This is a genomic window from Streptomyces sp. SID8352 (genome assembly GCF_009862265.1).
GTDB lineage: Bacteria > Actinomycetota > Actinomycetes > Streptomycetales > Streptomycetaceae > Streptomyces.
Window position 1 is genome coordinate 1 of the sequence record NZ_WWGX01000096.1, and the last position, 19438, is coordinate 19438.

At 73.9% G+C, this 19438-nt stretch carries 16 protein-coding genes; 1 reads left to right on the plus strand and 15 read right to left on the minus strand.

What is annotated here, in order from left to right; translation table 11 throughout:
* The 11 genes from aroC to GTY84_RS29015 form a co-directional block, all read right to left on the minus strand.
* Positions 1 to 716 (minus strand): chorismate synthase (gene aroC, locus GTY84_RS28965; protein WP_161228230.1); only part of this gene is annotated, 716 nt, incomplete at its 3' end.
* Positions 717 to 852: 136 nt separating this feature from the next.
* On the minus strand, positions 853 to 2031 hold the full coding sequence (locus GTY84_RS28970; protein ID WP_161229419.1) for a prephenate dehydrogenase: 1179 nt from the start codon (positions 2029 to 2031) through the stop codon (positions 853 to 855).
* Positions 2031 to 2411 (minus strand): chorismate mutase, encoded by a 381-nt coding sequence (gene aroH, locus GTY84_RS28975; protein WP_161229373.1) that lies wholly within the window; start codon positions 2409 to 2411, stop codon positions 2031 to 2033. The genes GTY84_RS28970 and aroH overlap by 1 nt, the downstream gene beginning before the upstream one ends.
* Positions 2408 to 3808 (minus strand): 3-deoxy-7-phosphoheptulonate synthase class II, encoded by a 1401-nt coding sequence (locus GTY84_RS28980; protein WP_161229374.1) that lies wholly within the window; start codon positions 3806 to 3808, stop codon positions 2408 to 2410. Before GTY84_RS28980 ends, aroH begins: the two co-directional genes overlap by 4 nt.
* Before the next feature lie 352 nt (positions 3809 to 4160).
* Complete coding sequence (locus GTY84_RS28985; protein WP_237532768.1) at positions 4161 to 4982, minus strand: class II aldolase/adducin family protein; 822 nt, start codon at positions 4980 to 4982, stop codon at positions 4161 to 4163.
* Between the two features lie 125 nt (positions 4983 to 5107).
* Positions 5108 to 6643, minus strand: coding sequence for an FAD/NAD(P)-binding protein (locus GTY84_RS28990; protein ID WP_161229375.1), 1536 nt, complete (start codon positions 6641 to 6643; stop codon positions 5108 to 5110).
* Between the two features lie 64 nt (positions 6644 to 6707).
* On the minus strand, positions 6708 to 7244 hold the full coding sequence (locus GTY84_RS28995) for a flavin reductase family protein (protein ID WP_202551956.1): 537 nt from the start codon (positions 7242 to 7244) through the stop codon (positions 6708 to 6710).
* Between the two features lie 558 nt (positions 7245 to 7802).
* A complete protein-coding gene (locus tag GTY84_RS29000) occupies positions 7803 to 8603 on the minus strand; it encodes a ScbR family autoregulator-binding transcription factor (protein WP_161229376.1) in 801 nt (266 codons plus the stop codon).
* 678 nt (positions 8604 to 9281) lie between these two features.
* Entirely contained in the window at positions 9282 to 10529 is a 1248-nt protein-coding gene (locus GTY84_RS29005; protein WP_161229377.1) for a cytochrome P450, read from the minus strand.
* Positions 10530 to 10793: 264 nt separating this feature from the next.
* Positions 10794 to 12266: an MFS transporter gene (locus GTY84_RS29010; protein WP_161229378.1), complete on the minus strand. Its 1473-nt coding sequence runs from the start codon at positions 12264 to 12266 to the stop codon at positions 10794 to 10796.
* A gap of 107 nt (positions 12267 to 12373) precedes the next feature.
* A complete protein-coding gene (locus GTY84_RS29015; RefSeq protein WP_161229379.1) occupies positions 12374 to 13558 on the minus strand; it encodes an acyl-CoA dehydrogenase family protein in 1185 nt (394 codons plus the stop codon).
* A gap of 332 nt (positions 13559 to 13890) precedes the next feature.
* Here GTY84_RS29015 and GTY84_RS29020 point away from each other — a divergent pair, with 332 nt between their 5' ends.
* A complete protein-coding gene (locus GTY84_RS29020; RefSeq protein WP_161229380.1) occupies positions 13891 to 14439 on the plus strand; it encodes a CGNR zinc finger domain-containing protein in 549 nt (182 codons plus the stop codon).
* Positions 14440 to 14918: 479 nt separating this feature from the next.
* Here the strand turns inward: GTY84_RS29020 and GTY84_RS29025 are convergent, their stop codons facing one another.
* From GTY84_RS29025 to GTY84_RS29040, 4 genes are all read right to left on the minus strand, one after another.
* Positions 14919 to 15656, minus strand: coding sequence for a metal-dependent transcriptional regulator (locus GTY84_RS29025; protein WP_161229422.1), 738 nt, complete (start codon positions 15654 to 15656; stop codon positions 14919 to 14921).
* 91 nt (positions 15657 to 15747) lie between these two features.
* Positions 15748 to 17502 (minus strand): AMP-binding protein, encoded by a 1755-nt coding sequence (locus tag GTY84_RS29030; protein ID WP_161229381.1) that lies wholly within the window; start codon positions 17500 to 17502, stop codon positions 15748 to 15750.
* Positions 17499 to 18254: a class I SAM-dependent methyltransferase gene (locus tag GTY84_RS29035; protein ID WP_161229382.1), complete on the minus strand. Its 756-nt coding sequence runs from the start codon at positions 18252 to 18254 to the stop codon at positions 17499 to 17501. The genes GTY84_RS29030 and GTY84_RS29035 overlap by 4 nt, the downstream gene beginning before the upstream one ends.
* Before the next feature lie 57 nt (positions 18255 to 18311).
* Positions 18312 to 19262 carry a helix-turn-helix domain-containing protein gene (locus GTY84_RS29040; RefSeq protein ID WP_237532769.1) on the minus strand — a complete coding sequence of 317 codons (951 nt, stop codon included), beginning with the start codon at positions 19260 to 19262 and terminating at the stop codon, positions 18312 to 18314.
* Between the last annotated feature and the right edge of the window lie 176 nt (positions 19263 to 19438).

Consider the following 19438-nt stretch of genomic DNA (forward strand, 5'->3'; position numbering starts at 1 on the left):
TGCGAGCCCAGGCCCACCGGAAGCCCGTAGGCCAGCACCTCCACCACACCGCCCAGGGTGTCGCCGTCCTTGTGCGCCCGGTCGATCTCCTCGACCATCGCCCCCGACGCGTCCGGGTCCAGACAGCGCACCGGATCCGCGTCCAGCCGCTCCACATCACCCGGCACCGGCACCACACCGTACGGAGCCCGCGCACCCGCCAGCTCCACCACGTGCGACACCACCTCCGCACCCGCCACCTCCCACAGGAACGACCGCGCCACCGCACCCAGCGCCACCCGCGCCGCCGTCTCCCGCGCCGAAGCCCGCTCCAGCACCGGACGCGCCTCACCGAACCCGTACTTCTGCATCCCCGCGAGATCGGCGTGACCCGGACGCGGCCGGGTCAGCGGAGCATTGCGGGCCGACGCCGCCAGCACCTCCGGGTCCACCGGATCCGCCGACATCACCAGCTCCCACTTCGGCCACTCCGTGTTCCCCACCATCACCGCCACCGGCGACCCCAGCGACAACCCGTGCCGCACACCCCCCAGGAACGTCACCTCGTCCCGCTCGAACTTCATCCGCGCACCACGCCCGTACCCCAGCCGCCGCCGCGCCAGATGACCCGCGACCAGCTCCGTGGTCACCGGCACCCCGGCCGGAAGCCCCTCCAACGTCGCCACCAGTGCGGGACCGTGCGACTCCCCCGCCGTCAGCCAGCGCAACCTGCTCAACACGTTCTCATCGCTCCTCGATGGGGTGGGCGGGAAAGATCCGCCGTCTCTCGGTTCTCGGTGGTGCCCGGGACGCCCCGGCGGGACCGGCCCCGGCGGGGGCCGGTCCTCGCACCGGGCGGTCCGGGAGGGCCAGTCAGGCGCTCGCGGCGGCCAGGGGGACCCGGAAGGGGCCGCCGCCGGTGTCCCGCGCGGGCCCGGTCCCGTCGGGGCCGTCCGGACCGGACGGCTCGGGCAGCCGCACCGCCCAGCCGTACTCCATGAGCCGCCGGGTCATCCCCGGGGCGGCGGACGCCTCGACGACCAGTTCCACCAGTCCGCTGCGCTCGGCCGGGGAGTGGTCGATGGACACCTCCTCGACGTTGACGTCCAGTCCCGCCACCGTCGCCAGCAGCCGGGCCAGTTCGCCCGCCTGGTCGCCGATCAGCACATGCACCGGCACGCACCGCGACGGCTTCTGGCCGTGTTTGCCGGGCACCCGGCTCCGGCCCTCGCGGCCCCGGCCCAGCAGGTCCGCGACCAGCAGCGCGCCCTCCTCGCGGGCGTCCGCCTCGTCGGTGGCCAGCCCCCGCAGCGCGCCCACCGCGGTGGTGAGGTCCACGGCGATCGACGCCAGGACGTCCGCGACGGCCGCCGCGTTGGCGCCCAGGATGTCGCCCCACAGCCGGGGGTCGCCCCCGGCGATCCGGGTGACGTCCCGCAGCCCCTGACCGGCCAGCCGCGAGGCCTCGTCGGGGAGTTGCTCCAGCCGCGCCGCCATCAGCGACGCCACGAGGTGCGGGGTGTGGGAGACGAGGGCGACCGCGCGGTCGTGGGCGGCGCTGTCCATGACCACCGGCACCGCGCCGCACAGGGCCACCACCGTCAGGGCCCGGTTCAGGGTCTCCGTCCCGGTCTCGGGGGTGGGGGTGAGCACCCAGGAGCGCCCCTCGAAGAGGTCGGCCGAGGAGGCGAGCGGTCCCGACAGCTCCCGCCCGGCCATGGGGTGGCCGCCGATGTGGCAGGAGGGGTCGGCCATCCTCCGGACGTCCCGCTCCGGCCCGCTCTTCACGCTGGCCACGTCGGTGTAGCTGCGGGCCAGGCCCCGGGCCTGCTGGGCGGCGAGCACCCCGCCGACCGCGCCGGGCGGCACCGCCAGCACGGCGATGTCCACGGGGGCCGGGGGCGGGCCGACGGTGCCCGCGCCGAGCGCGGCGGCGGTACGGGCCGCCGACTCGTCCACGTCCAGCAGGTGGACGGCCACTCCCCTGCGGGCCAGGGCCAGCGCCACCGAGGTGCCGATCAGGCCGGTTCCCACCACGGCCGCCGTACGGATCATCGGGTCTCCTCCAGGGGGGCGCCGAGGTCGGCGCGCAGCCGCGCGGCGCCGCCCCGGTAGACGTGGCGGACCTCGTGCTTGGGCCGGTCGGTCTCCGCGTGCAACAGGACGCGCACGACGCGCGGCAGGCTCCCCGCGACGTCCAGCTCCCGGGCGCAGAGCAGCGGGGTGTCGGTGATGCCCAGCTCCCGGGCGGCGACCGCCGGGAACTCGCTGCTCAGATCCGGGGTGGCGGTGAACAGCAGGCTGATCAGGTCCGCCTGTTCCAGCCCGTTGGCGTCCAGGATCTCCTTCAGCAGGCCCTTGGTGCTGTCCACCAGGTGGGCCCGGTCGTCCCGGTCGAGCTGGACGGCGCCGCGTACCGCGCGCACGGTCATCCCCACGCTCCGGCGAGGGGGTGGGCGGACCGGTCGGCGGCGGTGGGGGCGGGGGCGCGGTCCTGGTACAGCTCGGCGGTCCGGAAGGCCAGGTCGAGGGACTGGTAGCGGTTCAGGCGCGGGTCGCAGGAGGACTCGTAGCGGTGGGCGAGGTCGTCGAGGCCGACCTCGGTGCCGCCGCCGACGCACTCGGTGACGTCCTCGCCGGTCAGTTCGACGTGGATGCCGCCGGGATGGGTGCCGAGTTCGCGGTGGACCTCGAAGAAGCCCCGCACCTCGTCGACCACGTCGTCGAAGCGGCGGGTCTTGTGGCCGCTGGGGGCGGTGAAGGTGTTGCCGTGCATGGGGTCGCAGATCCAGGCGACCCGCGCGCCGGAGGCGGTGACCTTCTCCACGAGTCCGGGCAGGGCGTCGCGGACCCGGCCCGCGCCCATCCGGACGATGAAGGACAGCCGGCCGGGCTCCTGGTCGGGGTCGAGGCGGTCGATGAGGGCCAGTGCCTCGTCGGCGGTGGCCGTCGGCCCCAGCTTCACGGCGACGGGGTTGCGCACCTTCGAGGCGAACTCGACGTGCGCGCCGTCCAGTTGGCGGGTCCGTTCGCCGATCCACACCAGGTGGCCGGAGACGTCGTACCAGTCGCCGGTGCGGGAGTCGCGGCGGGTGAGGGCCGCCTCGTAGTCCAGGATCAGCGCCTCGTGGCTGGAGTAGAACTCGGTGGTGTCCAGTTCGGAGGTCCGGGCGCCGCAGGCGTCGAGGAAGGCGAGCGCCCGGTCGATCTCCCGGGCGAGCCGCTCGTAGCGCTCGCCGACGGGCGAGCCGGCCACGAAGTCGCGGTTCCAGTGGTGCAGTTGGCGCAGGTCGGCGTATCCGCCGGTGGTGAAGGCGCGCACGATGTTCAGGGTGGCGGCGGAGGCGTGGTACATCCGGCGCAGCCGCTCGGGATCGGGGACGCGGCTCTCCGGGGTGAAGTCCAGGCCGTTGACCGCGTCGCCGCGGTAGGCGGGGAGTTCGACGCCGTCGCGGGTCTCGGTGGGCTGGGAGCGCGGCTTGGAGTACTGGCCGGCGATGCGGCCGACCTTGACCACCGGGACGGAGGTGGCGTAGGTGAGCACGGCGGCCATCTGGAGCAGCGTCTTGACCTTGTCGCGGACCTGGTCGGCGGAGACGGCGTCGAAGCTCTCTGCGCAGTCGCCGCCCTGGAGGAGGAACGCCTCGCCGCGGGCCACGGCGGCCAGCCTGGACCGGAGCCGGTCGCACTCCCCGGCGAAGACCAGGGGCGGGGCGGTGGCGAGGTCATCGAGCACGGCGGTGAGCGCCGGTCCGTCGGGCCAGGTGGGCTGCTGCGCGGCGGGCAGGTCGCGCCAGGAGCGCGGTGGCGTGTCCTGGGGTGCGTTCATGGGAGGGCTCCTTCGTCGGTCTCACAGGGGATGCCGCGCGGGTCACCGCGCGGAGGCTCGGGCGGGAGGGTGCGGAGCGGTGCGCCGGACACGGGCGGTGCGGAGCGGTGGGGGCCGGTCGCGGGACGGTGCGGGCCGGTTGCATGGCGGTGCGGGATGGTGCGGGGCGGGACGTACGGGGGGGGGAGCGCGGGGCGGGAGCGCCGCGCGGGGGCCGCTCCCGGCGGGGCCGGTGGGCGGCCTCCCGCGGCCGTGCTCCCCGTGCCGCCGGGCCGGCGGGGCGCCGGACCGCGGGCGGCGGGGCGCGGGCGGCGGGGCGGCGGGCCGCCGGGCCGCGGGCGGCGGCGGGCGCTCACTCGTCCAGCAGGTCGGGCTCCTCACGGACGATCTCGTCCCAGAGCAACTGGAAGCTGAACCAGCCGAGCTGGGCGTCGCCGAAGCCGTCGCCCGCCGCCACGGCCTGCTCGTGGGTGAACTTCTTCGGGTTGCCGGCGGCGCGGGCGAGCAACTGGACCTGGGCGCAGCCGTCGTAGGTGAAGAACCAGTGGACGGCCTCGTCCAGGGAGCCGCCGACGGTGATCAGGCCGTGGTGGCGCAGCAGGATGGCCCGGTTGTCGCCGAGGTGCTCCGCGATGTCGCGGCCCTGTTCCAGCGAGACGGACGGGCCCTCGTAGGCCTCGTAGAGGACCTGCCGCCCGTAGAACGCGGCGGACTCCTGGTCGATGGGGTCCAGCAGGCGGCCGAGGGCGCCGAGGGCGCGGGAGTGCGCGGTGTGGCCGTGCGCGGCGGCGGTGGCGCCGGGCTGGAGCTCGTGGATCTGGGAGTGGATGACGAAGGCGCTGGGGTTCACCCGGTGCCTGCCGTGGACCACCCGGCCCCGGGCGTCGACGCAGATCAGGTCGGCCACCCTGACGTGCTTGAAGGAGACGCCGAAGGGGTTGACCCAGAACTGGTCGGGGTACTCCGGGTCACGGACCGATATGTGACCGGAAATCCCCTCACCGAAGCCGTACTTGCCGAACAGGCGCAGGGCGGCGGCCAGGCGCTGCCGGCGGTGCCGGCGGGTCTCCTCGTGGGTGGCGAAGACCGGCTCGCCGGGGATGGGGAGTCCCGTCGCGGTGTCGGCGAGGAACTCCGCCCGGGGCTCGGTGGTCGGGTCGGTCATCGTGGTCATGCGGGGCTGCCTCTCTCTGGACGGGCCGCGGACGGGCCGGACGGCCGTGGACGGGCGGGTACGGGGAGCGGGCGGTGCGGGACGGACGGGGTCGCGGGACGGCGGCGGGCGGTCCCGGGCGGGACTCACGCGGGCAGCAGGACGTCCGCGGCGCGGGCCGCGAGACCGGCCCCGGCGTGCCGCAGGATCGCGGCGACGATGTCCTCGGCCCGGTCCACCAGGGACGGGAGCCCGAAGGTGAAGAAGAGCGACCCGGCGCCGATGGTGCCCAGGCCGTACAGGCGCGGGTCCTCGCTCTTGCCGGTGAGCAGGCTGCTGGTGGTGCGGGAGAGGTGGAGACCGCCGTGCGGGTGGAGGCTCGCGGTGCCCTTCCGGGTGAGGGTGGTCACCAGCGGCCGTGCTCCGGCCGGGACGCGGCTCTCGGAGGCGCTGACCGCGTTGACGACCCGGTCGGCGGCGAAGGACGGCTCGCCGTCGAGGGCGATCTCGAAGCCGCCGCCGGGGCGTTCGGCGACGCCGCGGAGTCCGGGGCGGATGCGCAGCCGGCCGGAGTCGACCAGCTTCAGCAGGGCCGCCGCGCTGGCGGGCGGCATGGGGCAGCACAGGCTCATGATGGTGCGGTAGTGGGTGCGGATCAGCTCGGTCCGGTCCGTCTCCCGCAGCTGCGGCCACACGTCGGGGCCGATGTCGGGGACGGCGTGCTGGAGGATGCGCAGTCCCGGGTCCGGCGAGTTGACGGCGGCGAACTGCCGGCGCAGCCGCTCCGCCGGGCTCTCGTCGCCGAGGTGGGTGACCTCGGCGTGGACCGCGGCCACGTCCGCCCCGGCGTCCCGCAGTTCGGCCGCGACGAGCCGCGCGAAGTCCTCCAGGGTCAGCTCGCGCCCGCTGCGGGCCAGGGCCCGCATCCGCTCCTTGGTGAGGTGGCGGGGCTCGAAGGCGATCGGGCACTGCCGGACGCCGGGGAGCACGCCCCGCCGCGAGAGCAGGCTGATCCGTCCCCGGTGGTTCTGGGCGGAGAGGGCGAGGATGATGTCGACGGCGGTGAGCCCGCTGCCGATGACCGCCACGTCCTCCTGCGGGCCGATCTCGCGCAGCCGCTGGGACATCGGGTACGGGTCCGCGATGAACCCGGGGGTGCCCGCGAGCCCGTAGGCGTCCTTGGGGCCGTCGCCGCCGACGCAGAGCACGACGTAGTCGAAGTCGCCGGCGCTGCCGTTGCCGGTGGTCAGCCGGACCTGGTCGGTGGTGCGCCGGGCGCCGGTGACCGCCGCGCCGACGAGGTCCACCCGCCAGCCCTTCCGGCGGAGTCTCCCGAGGGCCGCGTACGCCGACTGCTCCAGGTATTCGCCGTACACGGTGCGCGGCGGGAAATTCATGCCGGAATACGGGTCGGCGCTGTCGAAGTCGTCGACGACGCGTTCCCGGTCCTCCAGCCAGCGCCGGAAGTGGCCCATGTCGCCGACGCGCACGGACATGTCCTCCGGTGGTGCGTTCACCTTGATGGTGTCGATGTCGACCTGATAGGCACGGCCCCGCCAGAGATTCGGCGACGGCTCGAACACCGTGATACTGCCCGTGGGGCCCTGCGCCTGGGCCAGCGCGTCGACGAGGCAGACCGCGGACGCGCCACCCCCGACCACAGCGATCGATATTCCAGACATGTGTCAGCCACCCATCGGTATATGAAGTACGTGGAGTTCCTCGTCCGCGGCTATTTCGGACCGCTCATATCGCGTGCTGGTCGACGCGGTGGAACGCGCCGTGCAGGAAGACCAGGGAGGACCGGGAGCGGCGCACCCCGGCGCCGACCACCTCGCCGACCACCAGCAGGTGGTCGCCGGCCTCCAGGTGGTCCCGGTAGCGGCACTCCATCCAGGCCGCGGAGTCGAGGACGAGCGCCCCGGTCTCGGCGCCGGGCTCCGCGGGCAGGCTGCGCAGCGCCTTGCCGCGCTCCTCGGCGGGGCGCGCGAAGATCCGGGCGAGGTCCTCGCCGCCGCCGTCCAGGATGGACAGGGCCCAGACCCCGGATTCCATCAGGTCGTCCAGGAACGTGGAATCGCGGCGGATGCTCAGCGACACCAGCTGGGGTTCCAGCGAGAGGGAGGTCAGGGAATTGATCGTCAGCGCGTTGTGCCGGCGCGCGGGTTCCGCGTCCGAATACGTGCTGACCACGCAGACACCGGTGGCGAAATGACGCATGACGGAACGCAGATCGTCTTTCACGGCGACCGCGGGACGGCCGGCCGCTGACAACTCGCCCATGAATGATCCTCTCCGGGAAAGGCCGAATGTGCGCACATACGTGAGCGTTCCGGGGCCGGAGGTCGAAAACCTCGGAGAATGGCGAAACCCGGTTCGGCTCCGGTGACGTTACAGAGCGCGTGGGTGGCGATTTTGCGGGGGAGCGCACGAGAACTGTTCCGTCCACGCCTGTCGTGAACTCGCCCCCGGCGCGGGGGCGGTGGCCGCCGCCGCGCCCGGGGGGAGCGGCCCGCGCGGGGCGGCGGGAGGCGGGGCGGCGGGAGGGAAAGCGGCAGGGGAGCGGGGTGCAGGGGCCGCGGCGGCGGGGTGCGGCGTCATGGCCGTCGCACGCCTGTCGAAAACAGACCGGCGTGCATGTTTCTCGGGCGCGCGGGGCGAGAAAAGACCCGTAGGCGAGGGCTCGGGGGCCACGTCACGGGCCGGGCCGGGGCCTCGGGCGCCCGGTGCGGGGGCGGCGGGCGCGTGGCCCTGGGCGGTTCCGGGCTCCCCTTCTCCCGGCGGGCGGTGTCCCCCGGCGCGGGCGGAGTCCGCGCTCCACGGGGGCCGGTGAGTGGTGTCCTACCGGCAGCCGCTGCGGCACTGCCGCGCGTGCGCCCCGCCCAGCGGGGCCGCCGTCCCGGGCCCCGGCGGCGGCCCGCCCGGCCCCGCCTCCCCGGTGGGCGCCTCCACGGGCGCGACGGCCCGACCGCCGGCCCCGGGCAGGGCGCCCGCCCCGGCCAGCGCCTCCGCCTCCGCCACCACCCGCTCGCCCCGGTCGGCGGTCAGGTCGAGCCGGGCCAGCACGCCGGGCACCGTGATGGTGGGCAGCAGTTGGGTGAGGAGCACCGACAGCCGCTGCGTCAGGTCCCGGCGGTCGCTGAGCACATGGGAGAGCATCTGGACCCCCGAGAAGGCTCCGACCAGCAGTTCGGCCGTGGCCCGCAGGTCCACGCACTGGTACAGCTCACCCTGTTCGCTCGCCTCGGTCAGGCCCACGAGGTTGTGGTCGGCCCAGGCCAGGAAGGGCCTCCTGCGGTCCAGTTGGTGCGCGCCGCGCTCCAGCGAGAGGCTGACGCTGCCCTGGAGCATCTGGTCGTGCATGAGGCGGTGGCCGAACACGAGCCCGGCGTCCACCAGCTCCTGGAGCTTCAGCGAGCGCCGCACGATGGGGTACGTGCCCGGCACCACCTGCACCTCCAGGATGGCCTCGGCGAGGTCCTCCTTGGAGGAGAAGTGGAAGTAGAACGCCCCTTTGGTCAGCCCGGCCCGTGAGTAGACGTCGGAGATGGTCGCGCCGTCGTATCCCCGTTCGGCGAAGACCGCGCCCGCCGCCTTGAGAATCAACTCCCTTGTCCTGATGGCACGTTCCTGCTGGGCCACTGTGCATCAACCCCTCCGGTTCCCGGAAACCATACCTCTGTGCACGTATCCTTCCCCACCATGGACCCCCTGGCCCTTTCGCGGGGACCGGAGGGGTACCGAACCGGACATCTTCCGGGCCCCGGGACGCGCGCGGGACGGGGAGCGCCGTCAGGCGGGGAGCGCCGTCAGGCGGGGAGCGCCGTCAGGCGGGGACGGCCCGCGGGCCGGGCGCGGCACGGGTCCGCCACCCGTACGCGGACACAACGGGCCCCGCGCGGGGGCGTCATGGGCTCCCGCGCGCCTTCGCGGGGAGCGCGCCGTGACACACGCCGGGCGGGACCGCGCGCTCCCGGGACGGCGCACGGCGGCTCCCCCGGCCGGTCCCCCGGCCGGGGTGGCACGCCCGGCACGGCGCCGCCGGGCGGAGGGCGCCCCCGGAGGCGCGGTCCGGCCCGGTGTTCCCGGCGGCGCGGTGTTCCCGGCGGCGCGGTGTTCCCGGCGGCGCGGTGTTCCCGGCGGCGCGGTGTTCCCGGCGGCCCCGGCGCGGGCCCCCGGGGCCGCCGAGGCCGGCGGGCCGGGCGGCACGGGGCCGTGACCGCGCCGCCCCTCGCCCCTCCCCGCCACCCGCCCTCACCCACCGCACGCCGCACGCCGCACGCCGCCCCGCACGGGGCCGCCTCGGCCGGTGGCCGTCCGTCAGTCCTCGACGGCCTCGTGGTCCAGGACGACCATCAGCTCCCGGTGCCCGTTGGAGATGAACGACCGCTGCGGCGCGGGCGGCCGGTCCGGATCGGCGAGCGCCAGCCGCGGGAACCGCGCGAAGAGGGAGCCGAGGGCGATGGACGCCTCCAGCCGGGCCAGCGGCGCGCCCAGGCAGTGGTGGGCGCCGTGGCCGAAGGAGAGGTGCTCCCGGCGGGTGGGCCGGGTGACGTCGAAGCGGTCCGCGCTCTCCCCGTGCCGCGCGGGGTCCCGTCCGGCCGCCGCGTAGGAGATCATGATCGGGTCGCCCCGGCGGATCACCGTCCCGCCGGTGTCGATGTCCTCGACGGCGTAGCGCAGGATCGCGTGGGCGCCCGGCGGTTCGTGGCGCAGCGCCTCCTCGGTCACGTCGTCCCAGCCGGCCTCCCCCCGCCGGACCAGCTCGCGTTGTTCCGGGTCGCGCAGCAGGGCGTGGGCGGCGTGGTCGAGGAGGTTGACGGTGGTCTCGTACCCGGCCGTGTACAGCAGGATGAGGTTGTCGGCGAGTTCCTCCTCGGTGAGGGCGGCGCCGTTCTCGTCGCGGACGGCGATGAGGTCGCAGGTGAGGTCGTCGCCCGGGTTCCCGCGCTTGTGGGCGAGGAAGTCCGCGATCGTGGTGTGCAGGGCCTCCGCGTTGGCCCGCGCCTCCTCGGCGGAGGCGGAGGTGCGGAAGAAGCCCTTGATGATCCGGTGCAGTCCGGCGCGGTACTCCTCGGGGATGCCGAACAGGTCGCACATCACGAGGTGGGGCAGCGGGTGGGCGAACCGCTCGCGCAGGTCGAGCGGCCGGCCCGGCGGTTCGGCGGCCATGGCGTCGAGGAGGTCGTCGGCCGTGCGCTGGATGCGGGGGCGCAGGGCGGCGATCCGGCGCCGGGTGAAGGCCGAGGCGACCGGCCTGCGCATCCGGGTGTGGTCCTCGCCGTGGGCGGTGACCATGTTCCGCACGGAGACCCAGATGGCCAGCGGCCAGTCCGCGGGGACCGTGCCGTCGTTCCAGTCCGGCCAGTGCCGGTAGGCGTCCTTGGAGACCCTCGGGTCGAGCAGGAGCGCGCGGATCAGGGCGTCGTCGGTGACCGACCAGACGACCACTCCGCCGGGGAGTTCGACCTGTGTCACCGGTCCCCGGTCGCGTAACCGGGCGATCTCGCCGTGGATGTCGCTCCCGTCGGGGTCCATGACGAAGGGGCACTGCCCGCTGCGGTCCATCTGCTCATCTCCAGGTCCCGCCGGGTCGGTCGGTGCCGCCCGGGCAAGCCGACTATGCCGGACCGCGGTCACCGCGCATCCGGCATTCGGGGAAGAGGCCGGCGTCCCGCCCGCTCCCCGGGAGGGGAGGAGGGGGCGGGACGCCGGCCGGGCTCGGTGGGCGGTGCGGTCAGGCCGCGACGGGCGGTGGGACGGGCCCGCCCGGGGTCCTTCGTCTGGATCGGGCCGGACCCCGCGAGCCCGGCGTGATCCGGACGAGAGGCCCTAGGAACCGCTGCGGGCGGCCTCGGCGCGGCGCCGCGAGGAGGCGCGGAGGGCGGCGACGAGGGTGAGGACCATGGTGATCACGGAGATGCCGGTGACCACGTAGAGGCCGGAGTGGTAGCCGGACAGGGTGGCGGAGGTGCCGCCGTCGCCGTCGGCGGCCATGGTGGCGGTGACGATCGCGAGGACGACGGCCGCGCCGACCTGGTACCCGGTCTGGAGGACACCGGCCGCCAGGCCCTGCTCGGAGTCGGCGACGCCGTTGGTGGCCTGGACGTTGGCGGCGGGGAAGGAGAAGGGGAAGGCGATGCCGATGAGGACGACGCTGGGCAGGATGACCCAGAGGTAGGAGGAGGTCTCGTCGATGCGCAGGAAGAGCAGGTAGGAGGCGGTGTAGGCGACGAAGCCCGCGAAGATCATCCAGTGGATGCCGAAGCGGGCGATGAGCTTCCCGGCCCGGGGGGCGATCGTCATGATCAGGAGGCCGACGGGGAGGAAGGCGAGGGCCATCTCCATCGGCGACCAGCCGCGCAGCGACTGGAGGTAGAGGCCGCCGATGAACTGGAAGCTCATGTAGGTGCCGAGGATGGCCGCGGCGACCAGGCTGGCGCCCACCAGGGCGCGGTTGCGCAGCAGGCCGAGGCGGAGCAGCGGCTGCTCGGCGCGGCGCTCGACGGCGACGAAGACGGCGAGCAGGACGACGGCGGCGGCGAAGGTGCCCAGGGTGCGGGCGGAGGTCCAGCCGGCGTTGGGGGCCTCGACGATGCTGTAGACGAAGAGCAGCATGGCGGCGGTGACGCTGACGGCGCCGGCGACGTCGAACTTGCCGGAGCCCAGGGTGCTGCGCACGTCGCGGGGGACGAGGACGACGGCCCCGGCGAAGGCGACGAGCGCGACGACGACCGGGAGGAGGAAGGTCCAGCGCCAGCTGATCTCGGTCAGGGCGCCGCCGACGATGACGCCGGTGGAGTAGCCGACCGCGCCGCAGGCGGTGTAGATGCCGACCGCGCGGTTGCGCTGGGGGCCCTCGCGGAAGTTGGTGATGATGATGGACAGGCTGGCGGGCGCGGTGAACGCGGCGCCGATGCCCATCACGAAGCGGGCGACGATAACGACGAGTCCGTCGTTGGTCAGTCCGCCGACCAGGGAGCCCACGGCGAAGACGGCGACACCCATGAGGAACATGCGGCGCCGTCCCAGCAGGTCGGCCATGCGCCCGCCGAGCAGGAGGAAGCCGCCGAAGCCCAGGACGTAGGAGCTGACCACCCACTGGACGGACGCGGTGCTCATGCCCAGGTCCGCCTGGATCGGCGGGACCGCGATGCCGACCATGATGTTGTCGAGGGCGTCCAGGAAGAATGCCGCGCACACGCTGACGAGCAGACCCCACTCGCGGACGCCCCACCTGTCCCCGCCGGGCTTTCCCGCCTCGGGGGGTGCGACGTCGACTCTCACTTCACTGGAAGTTGCCATGTCCTGTCCTCATCTAGTCAGTTGCCGGTCATTGCGTCCGTTGCCGGCGGTGCGGCCGATGGGCGGAACGGGCCCGTCCCACCGGCCGGCGAGCACCGTGCCCGGGGTTATCCCTTGAGCCCGAGGGGGAAGGGCGCCAGAGGCGTGCCACCGAGGAGGTGGGCTCCGGCGGACTGCACGATCTGTTCCTGCGCGAGGATGTGCTGGCACATCGTGTGCAGGTCGCGGACCCAGCGGTCGAGCGGGGAGCTGCGGTAGATCGACGCCGTGCCGACGAGGTCGGCGAGGCGGGTGACGATCGACCGCGCGGTCCGGAAGGCGTTGACGCGGGCCAGCGCCGAGGAGACCTGCTGGTCCGGCGTCGGCTGCTGTCCCGCCTCCAGCCGGTCCCAGAGTTCGTCGAGGGTGCCGTAGACCGCGTAGCGGGCCGCGGACAGCTCCATCTCGGCCTGGCCGATGGCCGTCTGCACCCGGTAGCTCTCGGCCCACGGGACGCCGGTGCCCTTCTCGACCTTGCCGGCGGCCAGTTCGCGCACGTGGTCCAGGGCGGCGCGGGCGATGCCCAGCGGCACGCCGGGCACGTTGCCGAGGAAGGCGTCGGGGGCGGAGAGGGGACCGTCGCCGCGCGGGGTGGTGAAGTCGAAGGAGCGCTCCTCCGGCACGAACAGGTCGTTGGCCCGGTAGTCCATGCTGCCGCTGCCGGCCAGTCCGGTGGTGTGCCAGGTGTCCACCAGCTCGAACTGCTCGCGGGGGGCCACGATCAGCCGCCAGTTCACCGGGGCGCCGTCAGCGCCCGGCTCCGGCTCGCCGTCGGAGTGCACCACACAGCCGCCGACGACCCAGTCGGCGTGGCTGATCCCGCTGCCGAAGGGCCAGCGGCCGTTGACCCGGTAACCGCCGGGCACCCGCTCGGCGCGGCCGACGGGGAAGATCAGACCGGCGGTGATCGCATCGGGGTTGGCGAGCATCTCCTTGACGACGGTCTCGTCCAGGTAGCCCGCGTAGATCCAGGTGTCCATGCCGATCATGGCGCACCAGCCGGCGGCCGGGTCGCCGTAGGAGAGCGCCTCGATCACCTCGGTCTGCTCGGCGAAGGTCAGCTCGGGGCCGCCCCAGTCCTTGGTCATGCCGATACGGAAGACGCCCGTGTCGCGGACCAGTTGGACCACGTCCTCGGGAAGGCGCCGATTGCGCGCGATCTCCTCGGAACGCTCGCGCAGCAGCGGGGCCAGGGCCCGGGCGCGGGCCAGGATCTCCGCCGCGGTGGCGGGGCCGCGGTCCTCGTCGGTCATGGGATTGAGAGTCTCCGTCACAGTCATTGAAACCCCTCCTGATAGCTGCGTACTCGCTCTCTTAGGGCGCGACGACCGGCCAGCCGCCCCACGGGGCAGCCGGACGGGCGACCCCGGGCGGCGGTGGACGAGCGGTCCGGCCGGTCTCGCGCAGTCCTCACGCTAGGGACGGCGGACCCTCCCCTCTCGCGCGAACGCGCACGCACTTTGGTCCGTCCGCACACACCGGCCGGACTAACCAACGAAAGCGACTTTAAAGGTTAGGCATGCCTCTTGCAACCGGTCACGTACGCTTGAGGGGTTAGAAATGGATTCGGATGGAGGATGGTGCGATGACCGAGATCGACCCACGTCCGTTCGTCGGCGAGCCACTCGCCCTCGATCTCCTGAACACGCGGTGGCAGGAGCACGGACAACTGCACGATCTGCTCGAAACCCCCGACGGCCTGCGGGTATGGCTGTCGGGCCATGGACTGGCGGAGCGTTTCCCCGCCGACGGGGCGTCACTGGAGGCGGTGCGCGCGACCCGCGCGGCGCTGTACGCCGCCGTCGACCGGCCGGGCAGCGACGAGGCCGCCCGGCCGGTCGACGCGATCCTGGACCACGGCCGCATCAGACCCGTCCTGACCGGCGCGGGACCCGGCGAGCGCGCCGAGGTCACGGACCCGGTCTGGGGCGCGGCCTGGACGGCCGCCCACGACTACCTCCGGCTGCTGACCACGGCCGCGGACCGCATCCGGCTCTGCGACCAGCCCGACTGCATCCGGTACTTCCTCGACACCTCCCGCAACGGCACCCGCCGCTGGTGCTCGATGGCCCTCTGCGGCAACCGCGCCAAGGCCGCACGCCACTACGCGAGGAGCCGCGGCACCCACGGGTGACCGCGGGCCTGGGCGCGGGCGGGCCCGCGGCCTGCCCGCGCCCGGGCGGGAACGGATACCGGGCGGGAACGGAGACCGCGGGTACGGAGAGGAACGCGGGTACGGAGAGGAACGGGTGCGGAGAGGAACGGGTGCGGCGGCGGGCCGGCCCGGGGAAGGAGCCGCAGGAAGACGGGAGCGGCGGCGGGAGCACGGCAGGAGCCTGGCAACACACGGGCCCGCTCGGGGAGTACGGCCCCCGCGCCTCCACCCCGACGGCACACGGCGGGCGTCGGCCCCGCGCGACGCACGAGCCCGCCGGTGCCGTGCCGCCTCCCGGTCACGGGGGCGGGACGGCACCGGCGGGCTCCGGCCTTCTCGGCGGCTTGCTCCGGCACGGACGGCCGCGGGGCTGCGGCAAACGGACGGCCGCGGGGCTCCGGCGCGGACAGCCGCAGGGCTCCGGCGCGGACGGTAGCGGGGCCCCGGCGGCGCCCGGGTCATCCGGACCGGACCGGCTCCCCGCCGCCCAACGGCCCCACGCGCGCGGTCGGCCGGACGACCAGGACGTGCGGGGCGTCGTCGTCGGACAGGTTCACCGGGCCGGTGCCGCCCCGGGCGCCGACCAGCAGGCCCGCGCGGGCCGCCGTCACCGTCACCTCGGCGCCCGGTTCCACCCCGGCGCCGCGCAGCGCGTGCATCAGCCCCGGGTCCGACTGGAGGGGTTCGCCTAGGCGGCGCACGACCACGGTCCTGCCGCGCGGCCCCGGGTCCACCTCGGCCAGGCTCACCAGCCCCGTCTCCCGGGGCACGGCCCGGGCCCCCGGACCGTCGGGGGCCGGGATCGGATTGCCGTACGGGGAGCGCTCCGGGTGCCGCAGCAGCTCCGCGATGCGGCGCTCGGCCGCGTCCGTGATCACGTGCTCCCAACGGCACGCCTCGACGTGCGCCAGCTCCCACTCCAGGCCGATCACCTCGACCAGCAGGCACTCGGCCAGCCGGTGGCGGCGCATCACCCGCGTCGCCAGCAGCCCTCCCTCGGCGGTCAGTTCCACCCGGCGGTCGCCGGCGATCCGGACCAGCCCGTCGCGCCGCAGGCGCGCCACGGTCTGGCTGACCGTCGGCCCGCTGTGGCCCAGTCGCTCCGCGATCCTGGCCCGCAGCGGCGGCACCCCCTCCTCCTCCAGTTCGTAGACGGTGCGGAGATACATCTCCGTGGTGTCGATCAGCGCGGTCATCGCGGACACGCGTCCCCCTTCCCGGACCGGGCGGTGGCACCGGGGGCCCGGCCCCGGCACCACCGCGCGGGTCGCTCCCGTCCGGCGCGGATCAGGCCGACGCCGGCTCCGCGACGGAGCGTCCGACGGCCCCCGACTCCTCCAGCCACTGGCGCAGTTGGGCCCTGCGCAGCTTGCCGATGCCGGTCTTGGGCACGTCCTCCCGGGTGACCGGCACGGCGTGGACGAGCCGCACCCCGAAGGAGTCCGCCACCCGGGCGCGCACCCGTTCCCGGGCCTCGGCCGGGTCCACGCCCTCGCGCGGGTGGAAGGCGACCGCCAGCTCCTCGCCCGCGCCGTCCGCCGCGCTCACCCCGCAGGCCACCGTGTACGAGGGCACGACGCAGTCGAGTTCCTCCACCCGGGCCTCGATCTCGTGGCCCTGGTGGGGGACGCCGTCCAGCAGAATGACGTCGGAGGCCCGGCCCGTCACCGTGAGGATGCCGTCGCGGACGTAGGCGAGGTCGCCGGAGCGGAACCAGCCGTCGGCGGTGAACGAGGCCCGGTTCTGCTCCTCGTTGCGGTAGTAGCCGGAGGTCACGGCGGTGCCGGAGACCTGGAGGTGGCCGGTGTCGCCGAGCGGCACCGGCTCGTCGCGGTCGTCGACCACCCGCAGCACGGTGCCGGGCTGCGGACGGCCCACGGGGACGTGGCGCTCGTCCCCGGCACCGACCGCGGAGAACTCGCAGTCGGCCACCCCGGCGCTGGTCTCCGACATGCCCCAGCCCGGGTGCATGGCGTCCGAGGGCAGCCCGAACGGGGCGAGCACCTCCAGGAAGCGGCGGACGACGCCGCTGCGGACGGCCTCACCTCCGTTCATGATGTAGCGCACCCGGGAGAGGTCCCAGGCGCGCCCGGCGAGCCGGTCCGCCTGGTCGTTGATCAGCCCGAAGGCGAAGTTCGGCGCCCAGGTGGTGTCGGAGCGGTGCCGGTCCATCGCGGCGAGCCAGCGCAGCGGGTCCCCGAGCACCCAATCGAAGCGGGCGTGCACCTGGTGGCAGCCCAGGTACACGTCCCGGGCGTGGAACATGACCAGGCCGCCGACGTGGTCCAGGGGCATCCAGTTGAAGCTGTGCGTCCCGTGGTGCAGCCGGTTGACCCGCGCGGTGGCCGCGGTGCGGCTCAGCACGTTGCGGTGGGTCAGCTCGACGGCCTTGGGCACACCGGTGCTGCCGGAGGTCAGCAGCCGCACGGCCGGGGCGTCGGTGTCCGCCCGGTACCGGTCCCGGTCGGGGGCGTGCGCCAGCAGGTCGCGGGTGCTCCCGAGCCACGCCCCCGCCCAGCGCGGGTCGGCCGTGATCGCGGGGGCCGGCTCCTGGCCGGGGCCGGTGACGACGCGGGGGGCGCCGTAGCCGTCCCAGACCCGGTGCAGCAGCCCGGGGGCCGCCGCGCGCTGCTCGGCGGTGGCGCCGGCGTTGACCGGCATGGGGACGAAGCCGCCCAGCACACAGGCCCAGAAGGCGGTCAGCAGCTCGGGGTCGTCGGCCACCTGGAGGACCACGGTCTCCCCGGGCCGCACGCCCGCCGCGCGGAGACCGCCGAGGATCCGGGCGGCGTCGTCGAGCAGCCGGCCGTACGACCGGCCCTCCTCGGAGCCGTCGGCCCGGACGAACCGGAGGCGCTGCTCACCGGGCCGCTCGCGGGCGGCGGCGCGTACGAGGGTCTCGCCGAGGTCGGCGACGTCCAGGGGGACGGGGGGCCCGCCGTCGAGGACCGAGACGCCGGGGGGCGTCGGGGTGCCGGGGGCCGTCCCGTCGCGGGAAGCCATCCCCCCGCCGAAGGACGTCGCGTTGCCGGAGTTCGTCATTCCGAGTCACCGTCCTTCGCGGTCGCCACGATCACCAGCGGGCCGCGCCCGTGGAAGGGGGCGGGCTCCTTGCGGAAGCCGCCGTACTCCGCGACGGTCCGCAGCCCCGCGTCGTCCAGCAGGTCCCGCACCTCCGGGCCGGTCAGGACCGCCTGGTCGAAGAAGTTGTCGTACAGGGAGACCCGGCCCTCGCGGTCGCGGACGAGGAGCGTCTCCTCGTTGCGCCAGTTCGCGGCGTGCGGGTTGATCGCCTGGCGGGCGAGGCGGGTGATGAGCACCCCGTCGTCGCCCCGGTGGTGGCCCACCGTGTGCTGCTGGAAACCCTCGACGAAGTTGAGCAGATGGCCGAACTCCAGCACCACGTGGCCGCCGGGCCGCAGGAGCCCCCGGACCTTCCGCAGCACCCCGCGCAGCTCCGCCCGGGGGAGGTAGTTGAGCGTCATGAAGAGGCTGTAGACCAGATCGAACCGGTCATCGGTGACGAAGTCCTCGGCCCGCCCGTGGACGTACTCGACGCCCTCGCCGCCCCTGCCGCGCGCGTACTCGATAAAACATGCACTCTGGTCTGCTCCCAGGCAGGAGAAGCCCCGCGCACCCAGCTCCCGGAGGTTGGTACCGGTCCCGCAGCCGAGGTCGAGCACGCGCCCGCCGGCCGGTGCGAGGGAGGACAGGAACTCCGTCTCGGCAGCGAGATCACGGAAATCCCCCCGCATGATCTCGTAGTACTCTCCGGGGAATTCAAAGCTGGACAATGCCTTGCCTTTCCGTAAGATCGAGAACAACCTTGAAGGGAAACAGCGCATCGTGCGTCATTCGGCGAGAACCGCGCCGCGGCTCTTCCGGAATTCCCGGGGAGTGACTCCGTACCGGTCCCTGAAAAGGCGGCTGAGGTGCGACGCCCCGTAGAATCCCGACCGTTCGCCGATCGCCGCTATGGAGAGGTGGTCGAAACGCGGGTCGACCAGTTCGGCGCGGCAGCGGGCCAGCCTTTCGTCCCTGATCCACCGGGCCGGGCTGGTGTTGTGCTGGTGGAACATCTTCTGGAGGTAGCGCAGGGAGACGTTGTGCCGCTGGGCCACGGCGGTGGGACAGAGATCGGGGTCGGAGAGCCGCTCCCGGATGAACGCCTGCATGCTCAGCATCAGCGTCGGGCGACCGTTCCCGGACTCCTCGGCCATCGAGCGCAGCCGCTCCGCGAAGAGCGCCGCCGCCAGCCCGGCCACACAGCCCCCCAGCAGGTCAATGCCGGTGTCGACGTACTCGCCGTGCTCCTCCAGGCCGACCAGCAGATTGGACAGGAGCGCCCCGAGACCATGCGATCCGGGCCACGCCCGGGCGGTGAGCATCTCGGTGTCCTTGGCCGTCAGGCCCATCAGGCGCCGCGGCATCATGAGGGTCACCGCGCGGAACCGCTCCGGCATGACGACCTTGTACGGACGGGAGCTGTCGTAGCAGACGAGCTGCGCCCCGCAGGCGGTGGCGTGCTTCCCGTCCTGGAACACCAGTATCTCGCCGACCAGGGGCCGGCATATGCTCAGATAGCCCTCCTTGTGGGTCTGCAGCAGACGGCTCGGTCTGATCATTTCGCGCGGACCGCCCTCGATGAGCAGCGCCCGCACTTCACCGAAGCGATTGCTCACGGTCGTACCGCTCGGCTCTTCGTCGTGGTCACGGACAATCTGCACGCAGTCGTGGGACTGCGCGGCCACACTGAATCGGACAACGGTCTGGCTCTCAGTCCGAACGCCCACACGCGTCATTGACCAAACCCCCCGTCTGACGAGGACTCAGGGGTATTCCGACCAACTGGCCGCGCCCTTGCGGCCGCCGCGCCCTGGTGGGCGCGGATGTCACCCCTTGCATCCGCTAGCCGGGTTCATTGGAACATACCAGGCTGCTGGTTTTCTACAGAGAGATTCGTACGCAGGGTGGCCCG